The sequence below is a fragment of the Leptospira limi genome (genome assembly GCF_026151395.1).
In the GTDB taxonomy this organism is placed as follows: domain Bacteria; phylum Spirochaetota; class Leptospiria; order Leptospirales; family Leptospiraceae; genus Leptospira_A; species Leptospira_A limi.
In genome coordinates this window covers 1,307,397-1,328,433 of sequence record NZ_JAMQPV010000001.1, presented here as the reverse complement: position 1 = coordinate 1,328,433, position 21,037 = coordinate 1,307,397, and the positions used below count along the sequence as shown (strand labels likewise).

Here is a 21,037-nt window from a genome sequence, read left to right as displayed (position 1 = left end):
ACTTTCATTTAAGGCACACCCTTCTTCTCTTTTGCCAGTTCGTCCGGCAGATTTAAATAAATCTCATCAATGGCTTCCTGAAAACCTTGTAAGTACAAAGCAGAAACAAGACTGGGTTCATTTGTTAAATTCCCATTATCCCGCATTTGAAAAAGAAAGGGAAATGGAATATACCAAGGGCTTAAATAACTAGTTCCAGAAACTGAGCTTACTTTTTTCAACAATAAGCTGTTCTTATAAAATAACTTTACCTTAACTTCCTGGATGAATTTTTGTTTGCAAGGGATAATACAATGAGTTATCAATTGAAGTACTTGGCTAAACCGTCCTTCTTCCCAATCGCTGCGGGGATGACTTGCGGTGACAAAAAAAACATAGTCCGTTTTTACGTCTGTTAGTTGAAAATTATCATCATCAATGTTATGAATGTAAATTTCCTTCCAATGATAACGAGACTGGCCAATTTCTTTTTGTTTTTTGGGAAAGTATTGGTTGGTTGGCTCACCAAATATTGGACCCAGTTCTACCCAACCCTTACGCTGTTTACAATGATATATTCGATTTTGATTTAAGATGGTTACAGAATCAGAGATTTTTGTTTTTGAAGATTCCCTAAAAAAAGGTTTTAGATTTCTATCTAAATTAGCAAAGGAACAATGAAAACATAAGATTAAAAAAATTGAAAAAAAATATTTCACAAATCAATCATTCCTTGGGTTGGGGAGGTTCTAAAAATTCTTCGATGCAAGGCAAAAGGATATCAATCCTTTCTTTTTCATTCATAGGACCCAAATGTCCATTTTTCCGCATATACCCTTTTGAATAATCCGCATAGTTTACGATAGAGATCATATTATATATTTCTAATTTTCTTGGCTCGATCGTTTTCACCAATGCCGAACAAGCAACATAAGAACCCAAAGAAGTATGTTCTTTTCGATAGTAAGTGATTTTATATTCTAAATCACTGATAACCAGAGTCTTTAGTCGATTCGGATACTGTTTAGTTTTTGTATCGATCCAATCATGTATGTTCATACTTTCTGGAAATGTAACTGGATTTTTCGGATACACTCGCCTCTCAGTTGGGAGTAAACTCGCACAACTGATCGAGAGAAATACAATTATGAAAAGTATAAAGATACGCCGAATTTTCATTCTGGAAAAAATTGTGATTCGGTGAAGAGACCTGGATCTCATAGAACAAATTGTACGGTAAGCCAAAAGTAAATCCGAAACGGTTCTCGAAGTGATTGTTTTGACCAAGTTTATCTCCTCCCGTTATGAGGACGGCCTAAGTTATGGTTGCGATCAGATGGACCATATTGTGCATTATGACCGCCACTTTGATGAGGAGAGTGAAAAGTAGGACCTCCTCCTGGGTGAGAATAACCATTCCTTGGGTGGTGGTGATTACCTGCTCCATTGGGATTTGGAGAGTGGTGAAAGTCTCTACCTCGTCCTTCATGACCACCCCGTGCTAAAACCTCACTGGAATCACTAGTCTCAATACAACCACCTGCAAAAATAGTGAGCCCACTCACCAAGAACAGCGTATAGATAAACCTAACTAGTCTTTGCTGGCTAAGCCTTTCAATAGATACAAAATTGATTTGATTCATCATGGTTCGATTATAAGAGCGAGGTGCTCATTTTTCAATGGAGGGTTTCCGCATTTGCGGGTTTCACCTACCCAAACTCTTTTGGATTGGATTCAAAATGGAAATGACTGATACAGATGAAGATTAGCTTTTTCCTACGATTATGGAACTGACGAATCGAATCTATAGTGGTTTGGGGTACAATCGGAAGACATCAACCAGAGTACAAAACAAGGAGATGAAATATTATGTCACCTTGCGCCCTTGATGCGGAGGAGGCGTTAGCCGTCCGAAGGACCGAAGCGAATGCGGAAGTCCGGAGCGAGCAAGGAAAGGCGCCCTAATTCGTTCTTGTTTCCCTCGTTATAGTTCAAAATGATGGAAAAATCAGTTAAATTTTCCGCAGGAAGTGTGCCCCATCCATGGCAAATATCTATTACGACGACAGTTGCGATCTCAATCTCCTTAAAGGTAAAACCATTGCAGTGATTGGCTACGGAAGCCAAGGTCACGCCCAAGCTCAAAACATGAAAGATTCTGGTTTGAAAGTCATTATTGGACTTCGCGATGGATCCAAATCCGTGAAAGAAGCAAAAGAAGCTGGTTTTGAAGTTTATAATGTTGCGGAAGCATCCAAAAAAGCAGACATCATCCAAATCCTTGCTCCCGATACCATCCAAGCTGACATGTATAAGGCGGACATTGAACCAAACCTGAGTGAAGGAAAAGCTCTTGTTTTCTCTCACGGCTTTAACATCCACTACGATCTAATCACTCCTCCGAAAAACGTAGACGTGTATATGGTGGCTCCGAAAGGACCAGGTCACCTCGTTCGTCGTGTTTACACAGAAGGTGGTGGAGTACCTTGTCTCATCGCGATTCACCAAGATGCAACAGGACAAGCAAAAGCTCGTGCACTTGCTCACGCTAGTGGAGTCGGCGGGGGAAGAGCAGGAATTTTAGAAACATCTTTCCGTGAAGAAACAGAAACAGACCTTTTCGGAGAACAAGCTGTTCTTTGTGGTGGTGTGGCAAACCTCATTATGAGTGGATTTGAAACATTAACAGAAGCAGGATATGATCCAGAAATCGCTTACTTCGAATGTTTACATGAAGTAAAACTCATCACTGACCTCATTTATGAAGGTGGACTTGCTCGTATGCGATTCTCCATCTCTGATACAGCAGAGTATGGTGATTACATCAGTGGCCCACGTGTGATTGATGCTGGTGTCAAAGCTCGTATGAAAGATGTTCTCACAGACATCCAAAAAGACAAGGGGGCCGCGTTTGCAAAACGTTGGATGGCTGATACAAAAGCTGGATACCCTGAATACAAAAAACTCAAAGAAAAAAATGCAGCTCACCCGATCGAAGCAGTAGGATCAAAACTACGCTCCATGATGAAGTGGCTTGCAAAGTAATTGTTTAGGTAACGAAAGTTAGAAGAAAGAAAGGAAGAAGGATTTTATATGAAAGTAACACAAAAGATAATACTCGCAGCACCTGCTCGAACTCCTTTTGCACAAATTGGTAAGGCGCTCGCACAGTATCCAGGCCACCACTTAGGTAAAATAGTGGGTGAAGAAGTAATGAAACGCAGTGGCCTTAAGCCATCTGACATTGACGGTGTGATCGTAGGAGAAGGTTTTGCAAATGCACCAAACTCTGCTCGTGTGATTGCAAACCTAATGAACCTACCTTTAGAAATTCCTTGCTTAACAGTTGCGAACAACTGTGTATCAGGACTCGAAGCAGTAGCAGAAGCATCTCGCCGAATCATGTTAGGTGAAGGTGAAGTTTTCCTAGTAATCGGTGAAGAATCCCAAACTTCTATGCCATTCGTTGTGAAAAATGCTCGTCTTAACAAAAAAACAAACAGCTTAGATTCACTTGTAAAACTACTTCCAAACGACCTTCCTGAAGGTGTAGAACTTCGTGATACATTAGAAGATGGTCTTGGTGATGGTGAAACTTCTTACGGAATGCAAGTAACAGCAGAAATCCTCGCACAAAACTATGCACTTCCACGTGAAACACAAGACAAAGTAGCTTACGAATCTTTCAAAAGAGCTTTCGAAGCAACACAAGAAGGTCGTTACAAACCATATATTATGGAAGTAAAAGACGATGAAGGTAACCCACTCCAAGCGGACGAAGCGGTTCTCCTTCGTGAAGGTCTTGTGAAAAACCCAACTCGTATGGGACGCGCTATGCTTATGTTTGATAACCCAGCGATGAAATTTGATGCTTGGAAAGAAAAATACGGCAAAGATTTGAAAAAATCTCATGGTCCTACTGTTTCCATCTTCAATGCAAGCCCACGTTCTGATGGAGCGGCTGGAATCATCGTCGCTTCTGAAGCAGCGGCAAAAAAACTCGGTCTCAAAGCAGAAGCAGTTGTAACTGGTTTCAAAATGAAAGGTGTTGCACCAAACCTTATGGGACTTGGACAAGCGGAAGCAACTCTTGGTCTTTTGGAAGAAGTTGGCGAAAAAGTGGAAAACATCGATGTAATCGAAATCCATGAAGCATTTGCAGCGACTGCCGTAGCAGCTCTTGAAGAAATCAAAATCAGAACTGGTTTTGATTGGGAAAAGAACTTTGATGCAAAGAAAATCAATCCTAATGGTGGATCAATCGCCATCGGACACCCGTTTGGTGCGACTGGAGTGAGATTACTACATAATGCGATCATGGACTTCCATGAAAACAAAGATGCAAAGAAAGTTCTTGTGACAGCGTGTGCACACGGTGGAATCGCAGGATCGATGATCGTAGAAAGACCATAATGCGAATCTAAGATTCAATTTTGTTCGTTCGAAAGATCGAAGAAAAAAGCCAAGGGAAACCTTGGCTTTTTTTGTTTTTTAAGGAAGAGTGAGTAATTTCGGGAAGGAATCTGCAAAAGGATGAACTCTTTTGAAAAGAATTTTCTGTATTCGAGAAGGGGTTTGCAAAAAGGGAATAGAGGTGATAAAGAGGACGTATTGGGTGGCGGGTGGTTAGCCCCACCCAATTCAGGGCGGGGATACTAGATTCACACCTTCCCCCCAAACCGCTCAAGCATCGGAACAACCCCATCTCGCGACTGCCTCGCTGTATCGTAACCCGGAAAAATTTTATATAATTTTATATAAAATTGTTTTTCGACGCGTTTCGTACCACCACTCGTTCTTTCCAGAATATCTTTTGTATAAAAATGAAATTCAAAAAAACCAATTTTAAATTTTCCGTCTACGCTCAGTCTTCCACCTAACCGTAATCTCAATGGTGTTTCTATGTTGATACTCGGATACATAGAAAATCCATCTTCAAAATCTGATTTTGTGATCTGAATGGTTTCTTTCATATCCATTTCCCGAAAATCTTTTTGATTTGGCAGTTGGCATAGAACTTTTCCTTCACGGCGAAATTCAATCTGGTAGGACAAATACTCTGTATTTCCAACATCGATAGGAAAAATATCGATTCTAAGGTGGTGATCTAAAATTTCAGTCGAATGGGTGATGATATTTCCTTCTCTTTGTCCAATCACAATGATTCGTTTTCCTTCATTTGGGATTGAATACTTGTAGATCGTTCCCGGTTCCGGTAAATCTTTTCCAGTTACCGTTCGTTCATTGTGAACGGGAGTTTGTGTGATCGTATGGACATCGATGATATTTGGATCTTCCATCTGACTCTCAATGGAACCTTTATCAACGGATTTAAAACTTTGTTTTAATTTAAAAAGTTCTGAGGATTTTAGTTTTGCCAATGCAAGTTTCTGCATGACAACAATTAGTAGAAGTACGGCAACAAACAAAACCAAAGCAAACACCCATATCTCATAAGTGATCATTTTCTCTTCTAAGATTCGAATTTGTTCTAATGAATATGGTTTCATATTGGTTCTTATTAAGTTTTGTTTTTACTTAAAAACAATCTTACCTTGAATATCGACTTCTTTGATTCAGAAAAATACCCTATGTTAGGAAAAGAGATCGACTCTAGTTATGCACTTCCCTATTTTTTACACTATGTCAGGTATTGTATTCTTCTTATCTCTTCTTTTAACGAGCCTCATTTCACCAATACTCTCACAAAATCATTGGGATGATTATATCGCTGAAAAAAACATCAAATCCACCTATTACATATTTGGTGACAATGTAAACTTAAGAGAAGCGGATCATCTCAATGGTAAAGTAATCCGAAAACTGCCTCTAGGAACAGTGATTAAGATTCTGACAAAAACGAACCAAATATTAGAACAGAATTCCTTGAAAGAATATTGGTATAAAGTGCAAGTTGGTGAGGAGATTGGTTATCTTTGGGGAGGCCTCATCTCAGATTATTCATTTCCCCTGAACGACACGATTGTCCTTTGTAAAAATCTTGGAACAAAAACTAAAAAATTGGAATTAAAGATCCTCCAAGGATCGAAAATTCTAAGCCAAGGAAGTTTTGAAGTTGGACCATTGAGTAATGAATCATGGGACCATACGATATACAATCCAAGTCTTTTTTCACCAAGTCCGAATGCAATATTTGCTATCAAATTTTTAATCTTTTCAGAAATTGAGTATGGTTATTCAAATGAACAAGTATTCACTTTGAACCGAGAATTGAAAATTACTCCGCAGTTTTCGTGGAATCCTGGTTCTTGTGATCCACCAGCATGTGCGGAAACATGGTTAGTTTTCCCAAAAGAAATCTTACCAGAAGATAAAAAAATGAATCGAAACACCCTAAAGGGAAAAGAGAACACAATCATTGAACTTATGCATAGTTTCGATATAGATGAGACAAACCAACATGATTTTTACCAATCTGAATATTTATGGAATGGATCTCAGTTTCAGAAAAAGGAAAAATAAACACCAATGAAAAAACAAATCATCTACAGTATTCTTATATTATTTTCCATACCCTGTTTTGCTTGGAATAATCACGCAGGTATTACCTATCTTATATTAAAAGACCATTGGAAAAATCAAAACACTCCCAATGTCAAAGTGGAATCATTAAAATCATTTTTAACAAAAGAAAAAGATTCAATCCAGGAAACATTATCTCTTTCAGAAGATTGGGCAATCAATCGTTTACCTCATTTATCCAAAACAAAGGATGAATTGAAGTTTTCGCCTAACAAAAACGAAGTGGATATTATTACCAAATTTTACCATGCACTACGTGTGAATCCCAAACATAAAGCAGCATTGTACATCCAATCGGTTCCAAGAAAAAACGGAAAAAACCTACCACTGGACGAACTCACAACATTGAATGAAAAGGGAAAACTCGTAAACGAAACATTTCTTTCACTCAAAGAAGGACAGATGATTGGTGCCGATGAAGTCATTGTTTCTGCAACAGATGAACCTGATTATGATTTGGACTTATACCTTTTCGAAGATAATGAAAGTGATGTGGGTAAGTTATATGGTTTTGGTTACCAACCTTTCGGAAATCCTGCAATTGAGTTTTCATCCCAAGCACCATTTCACATGGGTTTCTTTTATGAACCAAAAATCATTTTTACCCTAGCTGGATTTTTAAAACGTACATACCCAGAACTGAGAATCCATCAATTTACAGAATTATCAAAATTAGCTTTTAGAAAAGGACATCCCTATTGGGGTTATCGATTTGCAGGTTGGGCATTACATTACATACAAGACCTAACTCAACCGTATCACTCATCTGTATTGCCAAGAGTGAGCGCTTCCAAACAAATTGGAGTTCAATTGGTTTCAATTGTTGGTTACCAAATGCCCAAAGACAATATGATTCAATTTGTATCTGGCCGACACACTTTGATTGAAGAATACCAATACTATCTCATTAAAAATGTAATCTCTTCCAAAAACTGGAAACATCCAGTTGTAACTTCGATTATGAATTTTGGTCCAAATGATTTAACAGAATGGAAAAGTTTGGATGATCTCCGTGTGAATGTTTGTAAAGAAGCTTATGATGCAGGTGAACCAACCGACGAACAATTGGAAAACCTAAACATACCAAAGTATGAAACTTTATATGATGAAAATCATCCCATTCATACGATCTTAGCAAGTCTTTTAAGAAATACATCCAAACATACGAGAGCCTATTTGGATTCACTCAATGTGAAACGTTAATCGATAGGTTCCACAGCAAATCTTTCCAGAAGTTCCAAAGGAATGATTTCTAACGCTCGTTTGTGGGTTGACTCTAAAAAAACCTTAGGAGCTACTCCGTTTCGATATGCCTCGAGCCACCTTGAGGCACATAAACACCACCGTTCCCCTGGTTTCACACCAGGGAATGCATATTCAGGCCAGGGAGTGATGAGATCATTTCCAGATTCTTTTTGAGAAAGCAAAAAATCCTCAGTTGCCAATACACAAACGGTATGAGAACCAAAATCCTCATCTGAAGTATTACAACAACCATCCCTAAAAAATCCAGTCAAAGGATCTATAGAACAAGGTAAAAGAGGTCCGCCGAGTACATTGAGAGATTCATCCATATTGATACCAAATGTATAGGAATCTATAGGAGACGAGTGAGGAAAGTTGTTTCTCTACCCTAGATCTGAAAAAAGAAGGGGGTTTGCACCCCCACAGTACGACCAAAAGGTCTTGGAAAGCCCATAGCCATACTACTATACATATATTTACTTGTCAAACGATTACGCACTAACTTGGAAGAAAAAAACTTTTTTTTCGACACCATTTACTTTCACAACCATCCTCCATTTACCTACAAAATTTGGGTGTTTTGGGATTTCGAAATAACGAAATTCAACCGCTCCTTCATTTTGTGAGAACCACTTCATATAATATGGCTCGACTTTATCACCATCCGTTGTCAGTAAAAGTTCGATTTGATTTTTTGTAGGTTTTAAAAATTCCAATTGTAACGCATATCGATCACCCAACCGAAAATTTGTATCATTACATTGAGTTAACAATTCTTTTCCATTGGACTTACATAATAAGATATCTTCTTCCAATAGGTCCGTGTTTGGTGGGTCAATTCCTTGTATAGGTTTCCAATATAGATAAAACGGAGACAATGTTTCGTGATCGTTATATTGGGTGCGAAACGATGTGGGGAGTGTTATAATTTGAGAATCTTTTGTTGGTTTATGAACTTCAAAGTGCAAATGTGGACCTTGCGAATAACCAGTATTACCCGAATATCCAATCAATTGTCCTTCTTCCACTTGGTCTCCAACATTTACAATCACTCCGTCTTTCTTTAAATGAGCATAGTTACCAATAGTGCCGTCTTCATGTTGGATCATTACATAATTTGCTTTTGACAATAAATCTTTCCTAACTCCCCCTTCTGAATATTTTTTTACAAGAGAAACAACGATTCCTTTTCTTGCTGCATGAATTGGAGTGCCAATCGGCAAAGAAAAATCTAATGAATACTTTAAATTACCTGAATGAGTGAATCCTCCATTGTATCCTTGTCCGATTCTTGCACGAATTCCACTTGGGAATGGCAAAGAATAAGAATACGTATCATCATGTTTGGCATCCCAATCTCCCATATTGACTGTGATAGAATAGGAATAAAAGAAAGATTTTGTAACATCTTCAATCTTTAAGTTTGTTACAAAAACTGGATCTGCACCTCGAAGGACAAAAAATTTGGGGAACACTTGTTCCGAACTCATATTTTTGAGTGAAATATTGATTGTTACTGACTTTATTGCTGCGAGGTTCGGATCTTTATTTTTTAAATACAGTTCATAGCCATTTTCAGTTGGAACAAGGATTGTACATGTGCTCTCAACGATACAAGATTCTTCTCCAATCATTTCAGGCGCAGAAACAATCGGTAATGTAATCAAACAGATCAATAATATTAATTTTTTCACTTTAAACTCGTTATTTGGAATTCCATTTTCTTTTGGGTAATATGGTTCACCGATACAGTGAGGTTCCATTCACCATCTAAAGGTTCCTGAAACTCTTGGATGGGAATCATAAAGGAAGTCCACCAATCTTCTTTTTTAGAATCCCAAGTATATTCGTAAAGTATGTTACTATCTTTTTTACGCAAATACAATTGAAAAGTATAAAGATCAGGTCTTAAAATTGGGAGAGTTATGAATATTGGTTTTAGTTTCGAAAATATGTTTTGGTTACAAAGACTAACTTCGTTTACCTCTGAATTTTCACATAAATAAATCCCTTCTGGGTCAACTAACTTCTTTTCAAGTGGGATCCCAGATTCCCGTCGCCAAACAAGAGATCCCTCCGAAAGGATTTCTCCATCCGATATCTGGGTTTTAAATTTTGTTGGAATTGTCTTTTTTCTCAAAGTGTTAGTTGGTTGGTATACTTCAAAATGAAGGTGTGGTCCCTCACTGTATCCTGTACTCCCCGCATAACCAAGGAATGTTCCTATTTCCACATGTTGTCCTCGTTTGACAACCACACCCATATATCGCAAATGGGCATATTCTGCAATGGTTCCGTCATCATGAAGAATCTTAACAAAATTGGCGGATTGTTTATATTTTGGATCAAATCCACCTTCATTATTTTTTTCTTCGGTATCAATTACGATTCCTGGTCTTGCAGCCATAATCATATCATCTTCTTTCAGTCCAAAATCAATAGAATACCGATTATCTCCCGAATGGCTTTTTTTCCCATGATAGGCTTGGAAAACTCGAACCTTTAGTTTCGAGTCAAAGGGAAGCTCGTAAACATATCCTGAGTTATGCGATACATGGTAATTACCCAAAATCCACTTATAATGTATTTTATAGGAAATCTTCTTTCGCCGGTTAATGGTCTTTAAATGGAATAATTTAATCCTCTTTTTCCCTTTCAAAATTGTGACAAGTGGCAAAGGAACCGAACTTTTCATATTTTTGTATAGTGCATTCACAGAAATTGATGTTTCCGTAACGTTCGTTGCAATCTTATTTTGAAAAAAAACATCAACACCATTTCGATTCGGCTCAAAGTCTACGCATACACGATTCATAGAACAATAGGAAAGTGGTTCATTGGCAATTAACAATCCTAAAGGTAACAAAACCACTATTGAAAATAAACCGAATCTCATAATGATGGAATCAGATTATAGAAAAGAACAGTTTCGACAATCTATTTTCCGAGATAAAAACATAGTTGCATAAAGAATTATTTATTATGAAAGTCGACAGATGAGTGCAAAGCTTTATACGTTTCCGATCTCTCACTTCTCCGAAAAAGCAAGATGGGGTCTAGACTTAGCAAACTATCCTTATTTGTTAAACCCATTAATTCCTGGCCAACACATCCAAACCCTAAAACCACTTGTGAGTGATTTGTATGTTCCCGTTTTGGAAACTGATTCTGGAATTGTCCAAGGATCCGGGCTTATTTTGGATCTTGTAGAAGAAAAAGCCTTTGGTTCCAAATCTTCTGAAGAAGAAAAACAGATGGAAGAAACGATTGATTCAAAAATTGGGAAAAGCCTTCAGACACTCTTATACCATTTTATCCTAGATTTTCCAGAAATTGTAGGAAAACTTTTTTTACTCAAACCAGCACAACTTTCTGATACTGTCCCACCACCGGAACATTTTGAATTGATAGCATTATCACTAAAACGCAGGTATAAAATTACTCCCAAAAACATTGATGTCGTAAAACAGGCCCTAGATGAATGTGCAAAAGAACTGATTGAAATTTATAAAACAAAAAAGTACTTCAATGGAAAATCTTTCGGCAGAGTTGACTTAACAATTGCTAGTTTGATGGGAATGCTTGTGGAACCAAAAGAGTCCCCTGCTTACCCATGGTTTACTTCAGTCACAATGCCAGATTCATACATTCAGTGGAAAAAAGACCTTGGATACGAATTTTTGTTTGATAAGATTAAGGAATTTTACAAAGACTTTCGGATCCAGTCCAAATAATTTGGATACCCTTTTAGAATCGGCCAACCAACAATGCAGGGTGTTTCATAAGAATGTAATTCTCTTATCCTCTGCATGAGTGGTTCTGATTTTTCCATAGTAGTTTTCAATAAACAAACTACTTCGGTTGATTCCTCTAGTTGTTCATTCCAGACATAAATCGATTCCATTTGATCAATGAGATTTGCGCATGCTGCTAGTTTTTCTGTTACAAGAATCTTTGCCGTCTCTTTTGCTTCCACTATTGAGGGAAAAGTGGTATAAACTGTTACATATTCAATTTCAATTTCCATAAATAATATTTCCTACTTGCCCATTCTATCCACTGCTTATGATTTTGCTTTATGAATCTTCGTAATTTCAAATCCACATTACTCATCCTGAGCATTTCTCTCCCACTATTTTCCGAATCATTAAATCCACCTGTTATCACATCCACAAGCCAACTCCAACCCAAAACCAAAAAATATATCCCTGTCTTTGCCATGGATGGAAAACTAAAAACCAGTTGGGTAGAAGGAGCAGAAGGAGAGGGATTAGGTGAATCCCTCCAATTCAAATACAAAACTCCAATCAATTTCAGATCACTTTCCATTTATAATGGTTTTGGTGATCCGAAACTATGGGCTGCCAACAACCGAATCAAAAAATTAAAAGTTACGACGGAAAGTGGAATTGAAGAAGTGGTCACCCTAAAAGATTCACTCTCAAGACAAGTAGTAGAATTCAAAAGCGAGATTCGAGCCAAAGAAATTTCCTTAACGATCCAAGAAGTATACAAAGGAACCAACGCAGAAAACACAGCCATTGCAGAAGTGATGTTTGATTCAGAACAAGCTGGATCAGCATTAGTGCCACCTAAGAATACATGGGCGATTGGAAAATGGAAAACGAAATCAAACATTGCAAGGATCCAACTTCATAATGATGGAACTTGTGAAATGGGATATGAAACGGCAAAAATGTTATGTACTTGGACAGAAAAAGGGGACAAAGTCATTGTTAGCTTAGAAGCAACTTTACCTCTAACCAATACTGATATTTTGGAAATCAAACGTAGAGGGAATGCCACTGACCCAGTACTTGAAATCAATGGTAAACATGAATTTGTTCTCAACAGAGATGAAGTTTAAACAGAATCGCTAAAACTTCCTTCGGTCCATGTAGACCAAATGGATTCAACCACAGTGGATTCTTTTTCTACTGTGGTTTCAAAATACAATACTGCATTTTGGTAGGCTTTTCCAGCTAAATCCCGAACAGGTGTGAGTAGAACCAAATCACAATTTAGATCCGTTTCTAATTTCCTTAGTAGGTCCCATTCCTTAAGTTTTCCTTGTTTCGGATACGGTAACACTAGTAATCCACTAATCGTTTCCAATTTCACATTTCTTTTTTTGCGAACTTCCCATAAAATGCGCCCTATCGAATAACGAAAATTAAATTCTGAAACAGGTTGCACTACAGTAAATACCTCATCTGTATACAAAAAACCATCAATTGCACAAGGCCCTGTATATTCACTAGGGATGAGATTCTTCAAGTCTTTGATTAGATCATATACTTTCGGAAGGAACAAGGCTTCATATCCACTAGAATTGCCACCAATACGAATCCCTCTAAAACCACCATCAGGATCTATCCACATGTTTGTGGCTGTGAGATAAAAGAACTCGCTCTCTTTGACATCCCAAAGTGTGGAAAAATCAAAAAATCGAGAATCTCCCACCCATTCTTCACATACGATCGGATAACCAAACAATCGTTTATTGACTTGAGAGAGTTTCCATGAATCAGAAGGTGTTTTAAATATGATATGATTGCGACCTGCAAGTCCAAATTCACTTTTTAAAACTACAGGCAATTTTGTCTCTTCCAAATCGGCAAACAGATGTTCTTCGGATGAAATCAATTTGGCAGGAAGTGGGGAGTGGTTTTTGCGAAAGTCAAGTTGGGTGACCTTAGAATTTAGATACCTAACCATTTCCAATTGAATCGGATCAACTACAAGTTCACCATCTTCCCAGACATGACGCCTACCCCATTCGACAAGTGTTACTTCTTGTAACAAAGACCCAACTTGCGTTGGAACACCTGGAGTGAATCCTTTTTCTTTCCAATGTGAATACAATTCATCAGAAGGAAGTTCTTCAACAAGGACATAGTCCTCTTCATTTGTGATGGGGAAAAATAGTTTCTCCAAACAACGATTCCTCCTCTTAAGCGAGGAATCTAAATTGAGTGGAGGTGAATGGAGTTTATACTCAAATAATGAGTCTAAGTAATATAACTTTGGCACCAATCAATAGATACGTCGGATGGCGGTTGCAATCCTTTGCACATTATCTTTTGTTAGGTTAGGATAAATCGGGATACAATGCCCTCTTTGGAATAACCTTTCAGCATTTGGGTATTCTAAGTGGTTTTCTTCCAATACACGGTGAAGTGGTTCTTCCACTGTCCTTTGAGTTCCAATATGAATCGATTTAAAGTATCTTTGGATTTCTTCATAATTTTGTCCAGAGACAACAATTGGAAACCTTTGGAATGTATCTTCGTTTGGATTTTGGAAAAAAGTTTCGAGTCTTGAGTTTTGAACAGCTTGCAAGTACGCGGAAGCAATTTTTTTCTTACGTTCTAAAATCACACCAAGTTTTGACAATTGTTCGATTCCAAGAGCAGCTTGGTAATCCACCAAATTATAATCATATTTTGGTTCACCAAAGTTACGTTTGGCGGAAGTACCAGACTTGTAGGATTTCACAGCACTTGCTAGGTTACTTTCTGCCGTGATGATCATCGCACCATTACCTGTGGTGATGATGTTTTCAGCACTGAGTCCGCAGATGGCGATTTTGGTTTGTTTTCCAACAGTGATGGTTTCGGAAGTTGCACCAATCGCTTCGGTGAAGTCTTCTATCACTTCCAATCCTTCGATGGAATAATCAGTGATTCGGATGAGGGAACCAAAACTATGATCAAACAAAGCAAACTTTGCACCTGATTCATTTTTTTTACGTAAAAATTCTTCAGGGCATGGGTGGAAGGAATTACGTTTTAAATCCACTATCACCGGTTTTGCTTGGATTAAAAAAAGTGCATCCAAAGCAGAAATAGGTGCATAACTAGATAACAAAACAGAATCACCAGCTTTCACACCTAACCCAAGTAAAGCGAGGTGATAAGCGGAAGTTAAGGAATTAGAGGAAATGGCATATTTAATTTTGAATGTATGGCAAAATGTTTTTTCAAAACGTTCTACAATTTCACCTGTAGAAAGATGTTCTTCCACGAGACATTCTAAAACACCCTTTAAATCTTCTCTTGAAAGGGTCGGTTTGAAGAATTCGATGTTTTTTTCTTTTCGAATCGGTCTTTGTATTGTTTCGGTGCTCATCCAACAGCACTCCTCTTTATTATGTCACTTAAATACTCGATTTACGAATTATGTCACTTCATTTTTCGAAATGCGAACATAATTTTAGAAAATCCAAGGAAAATTGGTTCTGAGTAGAGAAAGTTCCCAAAATATGACCGAAACCATGGACCAAAATTACTCTTTGTGGGCCGATCGACTCCGAAAGAACCAAGGGATTCGATCTCTAATGGAAGACTTAGGCAAGGCCACTGGCCACCCAAATGAAATCCTCCTGGGTGGGGGTAACCCCGCTCATATCCCAGAAGCTGAGGCGATTTTTGAAGAAACGTTTGGCAAATTGGCAAAAGACCCCATCCTTCGCTCTCTACTGGGAGATTACCAAGCACCGATTGGAAATGACTCCTTTCGTGAATTGGCTGCTGACTATTTGTCTACCCTCCTCCAATCAAAATTCAGAAAAGAGAACATTGCATTTTTTAATGGAAGCCAAAATGCCTACTCCTTTCTTCTGAACCTCCATTCAGGACTTATGGCAGATGGGAGTTTTAAAAAAATACTTTTGCCAGTTGTTCCAGAATACATTGGTTATGCGGACCAATCCATTGCGGAGAATGTATTTTTAGCAAATCCACCGAATGTAGTTTCGACTGGGGAAAACCGTTTCCGATATGAGTTAAACCAATCCACTTTCGATCTAACGGATGTAGGTGTTTTGGCAATTTCCAGGCCAACCAATCCAACTGGGAATGTTCTTTCACTGGAACAATTGGAGTGGATGGAAAAAAGTACCACAAAACAAAACATTCCCATTCTCATCGACCTTGCCTACGGAAATCCATTTCCAAATTTAATTGGGAAGGAATCACCTATCCAATACAAAGAAGGACGAACTTTATCCCTAAGTTTTTCCAAAATCGGATTACCTGGAGTCAGGTTTGGAATCGTCGTTTCGGATGAAGAAACAATTGATACCCTCTCCTCTTTTGCTGCTGTGTCAAACCTTGCGGTTGGAAATTTGGGAGTGTATATGATGCAAATCCTTTTCCAAGAAAATGTATTACCTAAGTTATCAGAAAACATATTACGTCCGTTTTATGAAGCAAAAGCTAAACTCGCACTCCACTTGTTCACAGAGGCATTTGAGAAGATGGGAGTTGAGTATGAAATCCATGATCCAATGGGTGGTTTTTTCCTCTGGATTCGATTTCCATCACTCTCCATATCCAATCATGAATTGTATCACCTTTGTAAAGATAAACGGCTCTTCATTGTTTCAGGACATTATTTCTTTCCAGGATTAAACACTGATTTTTCGCATTCGAAAGAATGCATACGTTTGACATATTGCCGTAAGGAAGAAGAATTAGCCAGGGGAGCCCAAATCCTTGCAGAAATTGTGGCCTCTCACCAGGCGAATTCCAAATGAGTGAAGATAGTATCGATTTATCAGACACAGTCTTAGAGAATCCCTCATCTAAAGAGGAGACTACTTCTGAGAGACCATCTGCTCAATCTTATATATTTTTGTCTGATTCTGTTGGTAGCCTAACTCCCACAGCACGTTGTATCTTAGATGAATTGAAAGACTGGCACAAACGTGTCGAAAAACATGGGAGTAAAGAAAAACACGCATCTTACCTCATGACAGTGGACAAACTTCCAGAGGCCCTTGGGAAGTACACAAACCTAGGTGCACAAGGAAGATCGGAAAATTCCATCCACCATGCTCTCCGCCAAATTTTAGACATAGACCACCGTGGCCAAAACAGGGCCGCTTATGCATACCCATATCTGATTCGTACGGGAAGTAAAATCTCTTCGAAAATTGCCCTCATTGCACCACAAAACGAGAATAAGACGGACACCCAACCATACAGGCAAGCTTGTTTTCGATTCTCACAAGAACTCATTAAAGTTCTTTTGGAAAACAGAGCCAAAAAAGGAAGGAACTGGGACGAAGACAATCCGGGTTCTCTTCTTTTACAAAAAAACAAAGATGGGAATACTTGGCTTTATCCAAAGTTAGGTTCTCTGGAAGCAGAAATTTCTTCCCTTGTTCGTAAAGGTTTTGGGAACTTACCTTATATCCCGATGCCAGATTTTTTACAAGACTTCACCCTCTTTGCGAGAGAACAAAATTTGGCACTTCCAATCTTAACGGATTATCATATTGTCATTGATGAACTGAATATTTTACCAGATGGAAGTTTCAAACGATTACCAGAAGTGGTAAACCAAATCCTCGCACATTTAAATGGATTGGAACATTTTGCAAAGGAACAACTCACAAAACTTGCAAAGGATGCAAAATACGAATCGTTCTTATCACAATTTAATGAATACACTTCTGTTCCAAAGTTTTCTTCTTTAGAAGCAAAGATGAACCCAGAAGAAGAAGTAAAAAAGTTTTTATCCATCATCGAAAACTTTCCTGTCCCTGCAGAAAAAAACAACAGAGCACTTTCCATCAAAGAAACCATCGATCTCAGCATTAAAATATTAAAACGACTCGCTGAAGAAAAAGGATCTGTTTTAACCAGAAAAGATGATAGTATATACGGTACTGTCAAAAATGCAGTCATCAGCAAAATTCCGGAACATACAAAAAATCATAATACACTACTACGTATCAACTTTGAAGAAGAAGTTGCCAATGCTGGGATCACAGATCCCGCTAAGGTGTCAGAATACATCAAACGATTAAAGGACGATGTATTTTCCGAACATTCTTACTACGAAGAAAAAACTCCGGACGGTCGAGTTGTCTATTATGTTGTTGACCATGGTTATATGGCAGCTGTCATCCACAAACTTGCGTTTGAAGGGAGAACTAACCCAGAATACAAAAAACAATTGGGTTACGCTAAAATTATCAATCATAAACTTTCCAATCCCAAACACCCAGGACTCAATAGCAAACTCAAACCCGAGTTAATTGCAAAACTCAATGCAGATGTCAAAAATATGGAAGTGGAGGAATTGGAAAAAGAAAGGTCCAATGAAATCCGCTCACGTTTTAATGTCATTCCAGGGATTTTAACCTTCGTTGTGAGTACGATGATTTTTATTACAGGAGCGTATTACTTACGTTCCGCGATGCCAATCTTTTTTGGTGTCCCTTTTTCTGTGGTTCTTGGATTTTTAGCAGCGATTTATTTTAGAGAAAAAACAACAGAAGAAATCCGAGAAGACATTAAAAATTCAGGGAAATTTTCTGGGGTGGGTGACTGGGGAAAACCAAGTTATTCTTCCAGTTCCTCTCCTAGTTATGAAGAAGAACAAGAGACTAGCAAAAAAGAAGAAAAACTTTCTCACATTTACAAAGCTGCTGACAATTTTGTTTTTCCAAAACGTTTTAATAAAATCACAGACAAAGTGTTAGATCCAAAATCCTTACGATCCCGTATCTACGAAAATTTGGACAATATCAAACGGAACAACATGACTCTCGCCAAAGAAAAAGATGAGGATAAAGTTGCTTCCACCGTTGAATATGCGGTTTTACAATCTGTGTCAACAATCGTCATACCCGATGATGTAGCCGTGCGTGACCTTCCGAACACAATTCTCATCAATCGAAATGATATGAAATCTGCGCTTTTCCGAACCCAATTGGCAGATTTTTACCGCGAAGAGATGAACAAAAAGAAGTTCGATAAAAAATTAGTCAAATACTACACCTATCTCATCAATACAGTTGAGATGGAGTATTACAAATACCTTCCGAAAAAACGAGTTTAGAAACTAAAATCATTTGATTCTCTGTGGGACATACCTCCTATGGAGTTGATGTATCAAAACGGTATCGTACAATTTCCTATCATCATCATTGATGAAGATTTTCGTTCCGAAAATGCCAGTGGTCTTGGCATTCGAGCTATTGCAAAGGCCTTAGAAGGCGAAGGAATCGAAGTTTTGGGTGTGACCAGTTATGGAGATCTCACGAGTTTTGTACAACAACAAAGCCGGGCTTGTGGATTTATCCTCTCCATTGATGATGAAGAGTTCACTCCGGAGACAGAAGGTGAAGTGCCAGATGCTCTTCGCCAACTCAAAGACTTTGTGACCCAAGTGCGTCATAGAAACGCAGACATCCCTCTCTTTTTGTACGGAGAAACAAGAACAAGTCGCCACATTCCTAATAGCATTTTAAAAGAACTCCATGGTTTCATTCATATGTTTGAAGACACACCAGAGTTTATGGCTAGGGCCATCCACAGAGAAGTAAAATCGTATTTAGATAGTTTACCTCCTCCGTTTTTCCGAGCACTCACTCAATATGCACATGATGGAAGTTATAGTTGGCACTGCCCTGGTCACTCAGGTGGTGTTGCCTTTTTAAAAAGCCCAGTGGGTCAAATGTTCCATCAGTTTTTTGGTGAGAACATGTTACGAGCTGACGTATGTAATGCGGTAGATGAACTCGGACAACTTTTGGATCACACGGGTCCCATTTCTGCCAGTGAACGAAATGCTGCACGGATTTTCCAATGTGATAGTTTGTATTTTGTAACAAACGGAACATCCACTTCCAATAAAATTGTTTGGCATAGTACCGTTGCTCCTGGTGACGTTGTGATTGTTGACCGTAACTGCCACAAAAGTATTTTACATGCGATCACCATGACAGGTGCCATCCCAGTTTTCTTAATGCCAACTCGAAACCATTTTGGTATCATTGGCCCTATTCCCAAATCCGAATTCACTTGGGAAAACATCAAAAAGAAAATCGCCGAACACCCGTTTGCAAAACATGTAAAAGGGAATCCAAGAATTTTAACCATCACACAAAGTACTTATGATGGCATTTTGTATAACGTAGAAGACATCAAATCCGAGTTAGATGGTAAAATTTCCACCCTTCATTTTGATGAAGCATGGTTACCGCATGCTGCGTTCCATCGTTTTTATACAGGGATGCATGCCATAGGATCTGACAGACCACGTCCGAAAGAAAGTATGATCTTTGCAACACAGTCCACTCATAAATTGCTCGCGGGACTCTCACAAGCAAGCCAGATCCTTGTCCAAAACAGTGAAAAGGAAACCTTAGACCGAAATTTATTCAACGAAGCATTTTTGATGCATACAAGTACAAGTCCACAGTATGCCATCATTGCTTCCTGCGACGTTGCCGCAGCGATGATGGAATCTCCCGGCGGAAATGCACTTGTGGAAGAATCCATTGAAGAGGCGTTAGACTTCAGACGAGCGATGCGCAAAGTGGATTTGGAACTAGAAGAAGATTGGTGGTTCAGTGTTTGGGGTCCAGAGGCCCTCGCCGATGAAGGTGCTGGCGAACGAGACGAATGGATCCTCAAGGCAAATGACCGTTGGCATGGGTTTGGTGACATTGCAGAAGGATTTAATATGCTCGATCCGATCAAAGCAACTGTCATCACACCAGGTATGAGTGTAGAAGGTGAATTTGCTGATTGGGGAATCCCTGCTCTTATTCTCACCAAATACCTCGCCGAACACGGGATCATCGTAGAAAAAACAGGGCTTTATAGTTTTTTCATCATGTTTACCATCGGTATCACAAAAGGCCGTTGGAATACAATGGTCACCGAATTACAACAGTTCAAAGATGATTATGATTCCAATCAACCATTGTGGAGAGTGATGCCAAAATTTACGGCAGCACATCCAAAATACGATCGAATTGGGTTACGTGACTTATGCCAATCCATGCACGAAGTATACAGAGCCAATAACATCTCTCACCTAACAACGGAAATGTATCTGAGTCCGATGATCCCTGCGATGAAACCATCAGAAGCGTTTGCAAAAATGGCCCACCGCGACATCGAACGAGTTCCGATTGATGAATTGGAAGGAAGGATCACTTCAGTGTTACTCACTCCGTATCCACCAGGCATCCCACTCCTCATCCCAGGAGAAAAATTTAACTCAACGATCATTCGTTACTTACAGTTTGCTCGTGAGTTTAATACAAAATTCCCTGGGTTTGAAACAGACATCCATGGTCTTGTTGAAGAAAAATCGGAATCAGGAATTTTGACATACTTCGTTGACTGTGTGATTGAATCCTAAGTCGATAAAACCAAGGAAACAAAATCTATAAAAAATCTCTCGTGCAGTACAATCTGCACGGAGATCAAACTTCGATAGTTTTACCTTCGATTCACAATA

At 38.6% G+C, this 21,037-nt stretch carries 18 protein-coding genes; 9 read left to right on the top strand and 9 right to left on the bottom strand.

All coding sequences use genetic code 11. From position 1 onward, the window contains the following. Positions 1-8 precede the first annotated feature (8 nt). Entirely contained in the window at positions 9-698 is a 690-nt protein-coding gene (locus ND812_RS06215) for a hypothetical protein (RefSeq protein WP_265374737.1), read from the bottom strand. A gap of 7 nt (positions 699-705) precedes the next feature. Continuing rightward, positions 706-1,266: a hypothetical protein gene (locus ND812_RS06210; protein ID WP_265374736.1), complete on the bottom strand. Its 561-nt coding sequence runs from the start codon at positions 1,264-1,266 to the stop codon at positions 706-708. 757 nt (positions 1,267-2,023) lie between these two features. Here ND812_RS06210 and ilvC point away from each other — a divergent pair. Beyond that, entirely contained in the window at positions 2,024-3,025 is a 1,002-nt protein-coding gene (gene ilvC, locus ND812_RS06205) for a ketol-acid reductoisomerase (RefSeq protein ID WP_265358686.1), read from the top strand. A 48-nt stretch (positions 3,026-3,073) separates the two neighbouring features. Beyond that, on the top strand, positions 3,074-4,393 hold the full coding sequence (locus tag ND812_RS06200) for a thiolase family protein (RefSeq protein WP_265374735.1): 1,320 nt from the start codon (positions 3,074-3,076) through the stop codon (positions 4,391-4,393). A 248-nt stretch (positions 4,394-4,641) separates the two neighbouring features. Here the strand turns inward: ND812_RS06200 and ND812_RS06195 are convergent, their stop codons facing one another. Further along, positions 4,642-5,490: a hypothetical protein gene (locus ND812_RS06195; protein WP_265374734.1), complete on the bottom strand. Its 849-nt coding sequence runs from the start codon at positions 5,488-5,490 to the stop codon at positions 4,642-4,644. 109 nt (positions 5,491-5,599) lie between these two features. On the opposite strand from ND812_RS06195, the gene ND812_RS06190 reads away from it, so the two are divergent. Then, the gene (locus ND812_RS06190) at positions 5,600-6,463 is read left to right on the top strand and encodes an SH3 domain-containing protein (protein ID WP_265374733.1); all 864 of its coding nucleotides are present in this window, start codon (positions 5,600-5,602) and stop codon (positions 6,461-6,463) included. Between the two features lie 6 nt (positions 6,464-6,469). Continuing rightward, entirely contained in the window at positions 6,470-7,726 is a 1,257-nt protein-coding gene (locus tag ND812_RS06185; RefSeq protein WP_265374732.1) for a phospholipase C/P1 nuclease family protein, read from the top strand. Here the strand turns inward: ND812_RS06185 and ND812_RS06180 are convergent. The 3 genes from ND812_RS06180 to ND812_RS06170 all read right to left on the bottom strand — a co-directional run bounded on the left by ND812_RS06180 (position 7,723) and on the right by ND812_RS06170 (position 10,664). Continuing rightward, positions 7,723-8,103 (bottom strand): DUF2237 family protein, encoded by a 381-nt coding sequence (locus ND812_RS06180; protein WP_322113680.1) that lies wholly within the window; start codon positions 8,101-8,103, stop codon positions 7,723-7,725. The two genes, ND812_RS06185 and ND812_RS06180, sit on opposite strands and share 4 nt — an antisense overlap. Positions 8,104-8,259: 156 nt before the next feature. Further along, entirely contained in the window at positions 8,260-9,531 is a 1,272-nt protein-coding gene (locus ND812_RS06175; protein ID WP_265374730.1) for a M23 family metallopeptidase, read from the bottom strand. Then, positions 9,459-10,664: a M23 family metallopeptidase gene (locus ND812_RS06170; RefSeq protein WP_265374729.1), complete on the bottom strand. Its 1,206-nt coding sequence runs from the start codon at positions 10,662-10,664 to the stop codon at positions 9,459-9,461. The genes ND812_RS06175 and ND812_RS06170 overlap by 73 nt, the downstream gene beginning before the upstream one ends. 100 nt (positions 10,665-10,764) lie before the next feature. Between ND812_RS06170 and ND812_RS06165 the strand changes: the two genes are divergently transcribed. Then, positions 10,765-11,502, top strand: a complete 738-nt coding sequence (locus tag ND812_RS06165; protein ID WP_265374728.1) for a glutathione S-transferase N-terminal domain-containing protein — start codon at positions 10,765-10,767, stop codon at positions 11,500-11,502. On the opposite strand, the gene cutA is transcribed toward ND812_RS06165, so the two are convergent. Continuing rightward, on the bottom strand, positions 11,472-11,795 hold the full coding sequence (cutA, locus tag ND812_RS06160) for a divalent-cation tolerance protein CutA (RefSeq protein WP_265374727.1): 324 nt from the start codon (positions 11,793-11,795) through the stop codon (positions 11,472-11,474). The two genes, ND812_RS06165 and cutA, sit on opposite strands and share 31 nt — an antisense overlap. Positions 11,796-11,846: 51 nt before the next feature. On the opposite strand from cutA, the gene ND812_RS06155 reads away from it, so the two are divergent. Continuing rightward, positions 11,847-12,635 carry an NADase-type glycan-binding domain-containing protein gene (locus ND812_RS06155; protein ID WP_265374726.1) on the top strand — a complete coding sequence of 263 codons (789 nt, stop codon included), beginning with the start codon at positions 11,847-11,849 and terminating at the stop codon, positions 12,633-12,635. Here ND812_RS06155 and ND812_RS06150 read toward each other — a convergent pair. Further along, on the bottom strand, positions 12,632-13,705 hold the full coding sequence (locus ND812_RS06150; protein ID WP_265374725.1) for a hypothetical protein: 1,074 nt from the start codon (positions 13,703-13,705) through the stop codon (positions 12,632-12,634). The two genes, ND812_RS06155 and ND812_RS06150, sit on opposite strands and share 4 nt — an antisense overlap. Positions 13,706-13,804: 99 nt before the next feature. After that, positions 13,805-14,899, bottom strand: coding sequence for a DegT/DnrJ/EryC1/StrS family aminotransferase (locus ND812_RS06145; protein ID WP_265374724.1), 1,095 nt, complete (start codon positions 14,897-14,899; stop codon positions 13,805-13,807). A gap of 133 nt (positions 14,900-15,032) precedes the next feature. Here ND812_RS06145 and ND812_RS06140 point away from each other — a divergent pair, with 133 nt between their 5' ends. The 3 genes from ND812_RS06140 to ND812_RS06130 are packed head-to-tail and all read left to right on the top strand — an operon-like array spanning position 15,033 to position 20,938. Further along, a complete protein-coding gene (locus ND812_RS06140) occupies positions 15,033-16,307 on the top strand; it encodes a valine--pyruvate transaminase (RefSeq protein ID WP_265374723.1) in 1,275 nt (424 codons plus the stop codon). Beyond that, positions 16,304-18,622: a hypothetical protein gene (locus ND812_RS06135; protein ID WP_265374722.1), complete on the top strand. Its 2,319-nt coding sequence runs from the start codon at positions 16,304-16,306 to the stop codon at positions 18,620-18,622. The genes ND812_RS06140 and ND812_RS06135 overlap by 4 nt, the downstream gene beginning before the upstream one ends. Before the next feature lie 48 nt (positions 18,623-18,670). Further along, complete coding sequence (locus ND812_RS06130; protein ID WP_322113679.1) at positions 18,671-20,938, top strand: arginine/lysine/ornithine decarboxylase; 2,268 nt, start codon at positions 18,671-18,673, stop codon at positions 20,936-20,938. The last annotated feature ends 99 nt before the right edge of the window (positions 20,939-21,037 follow it).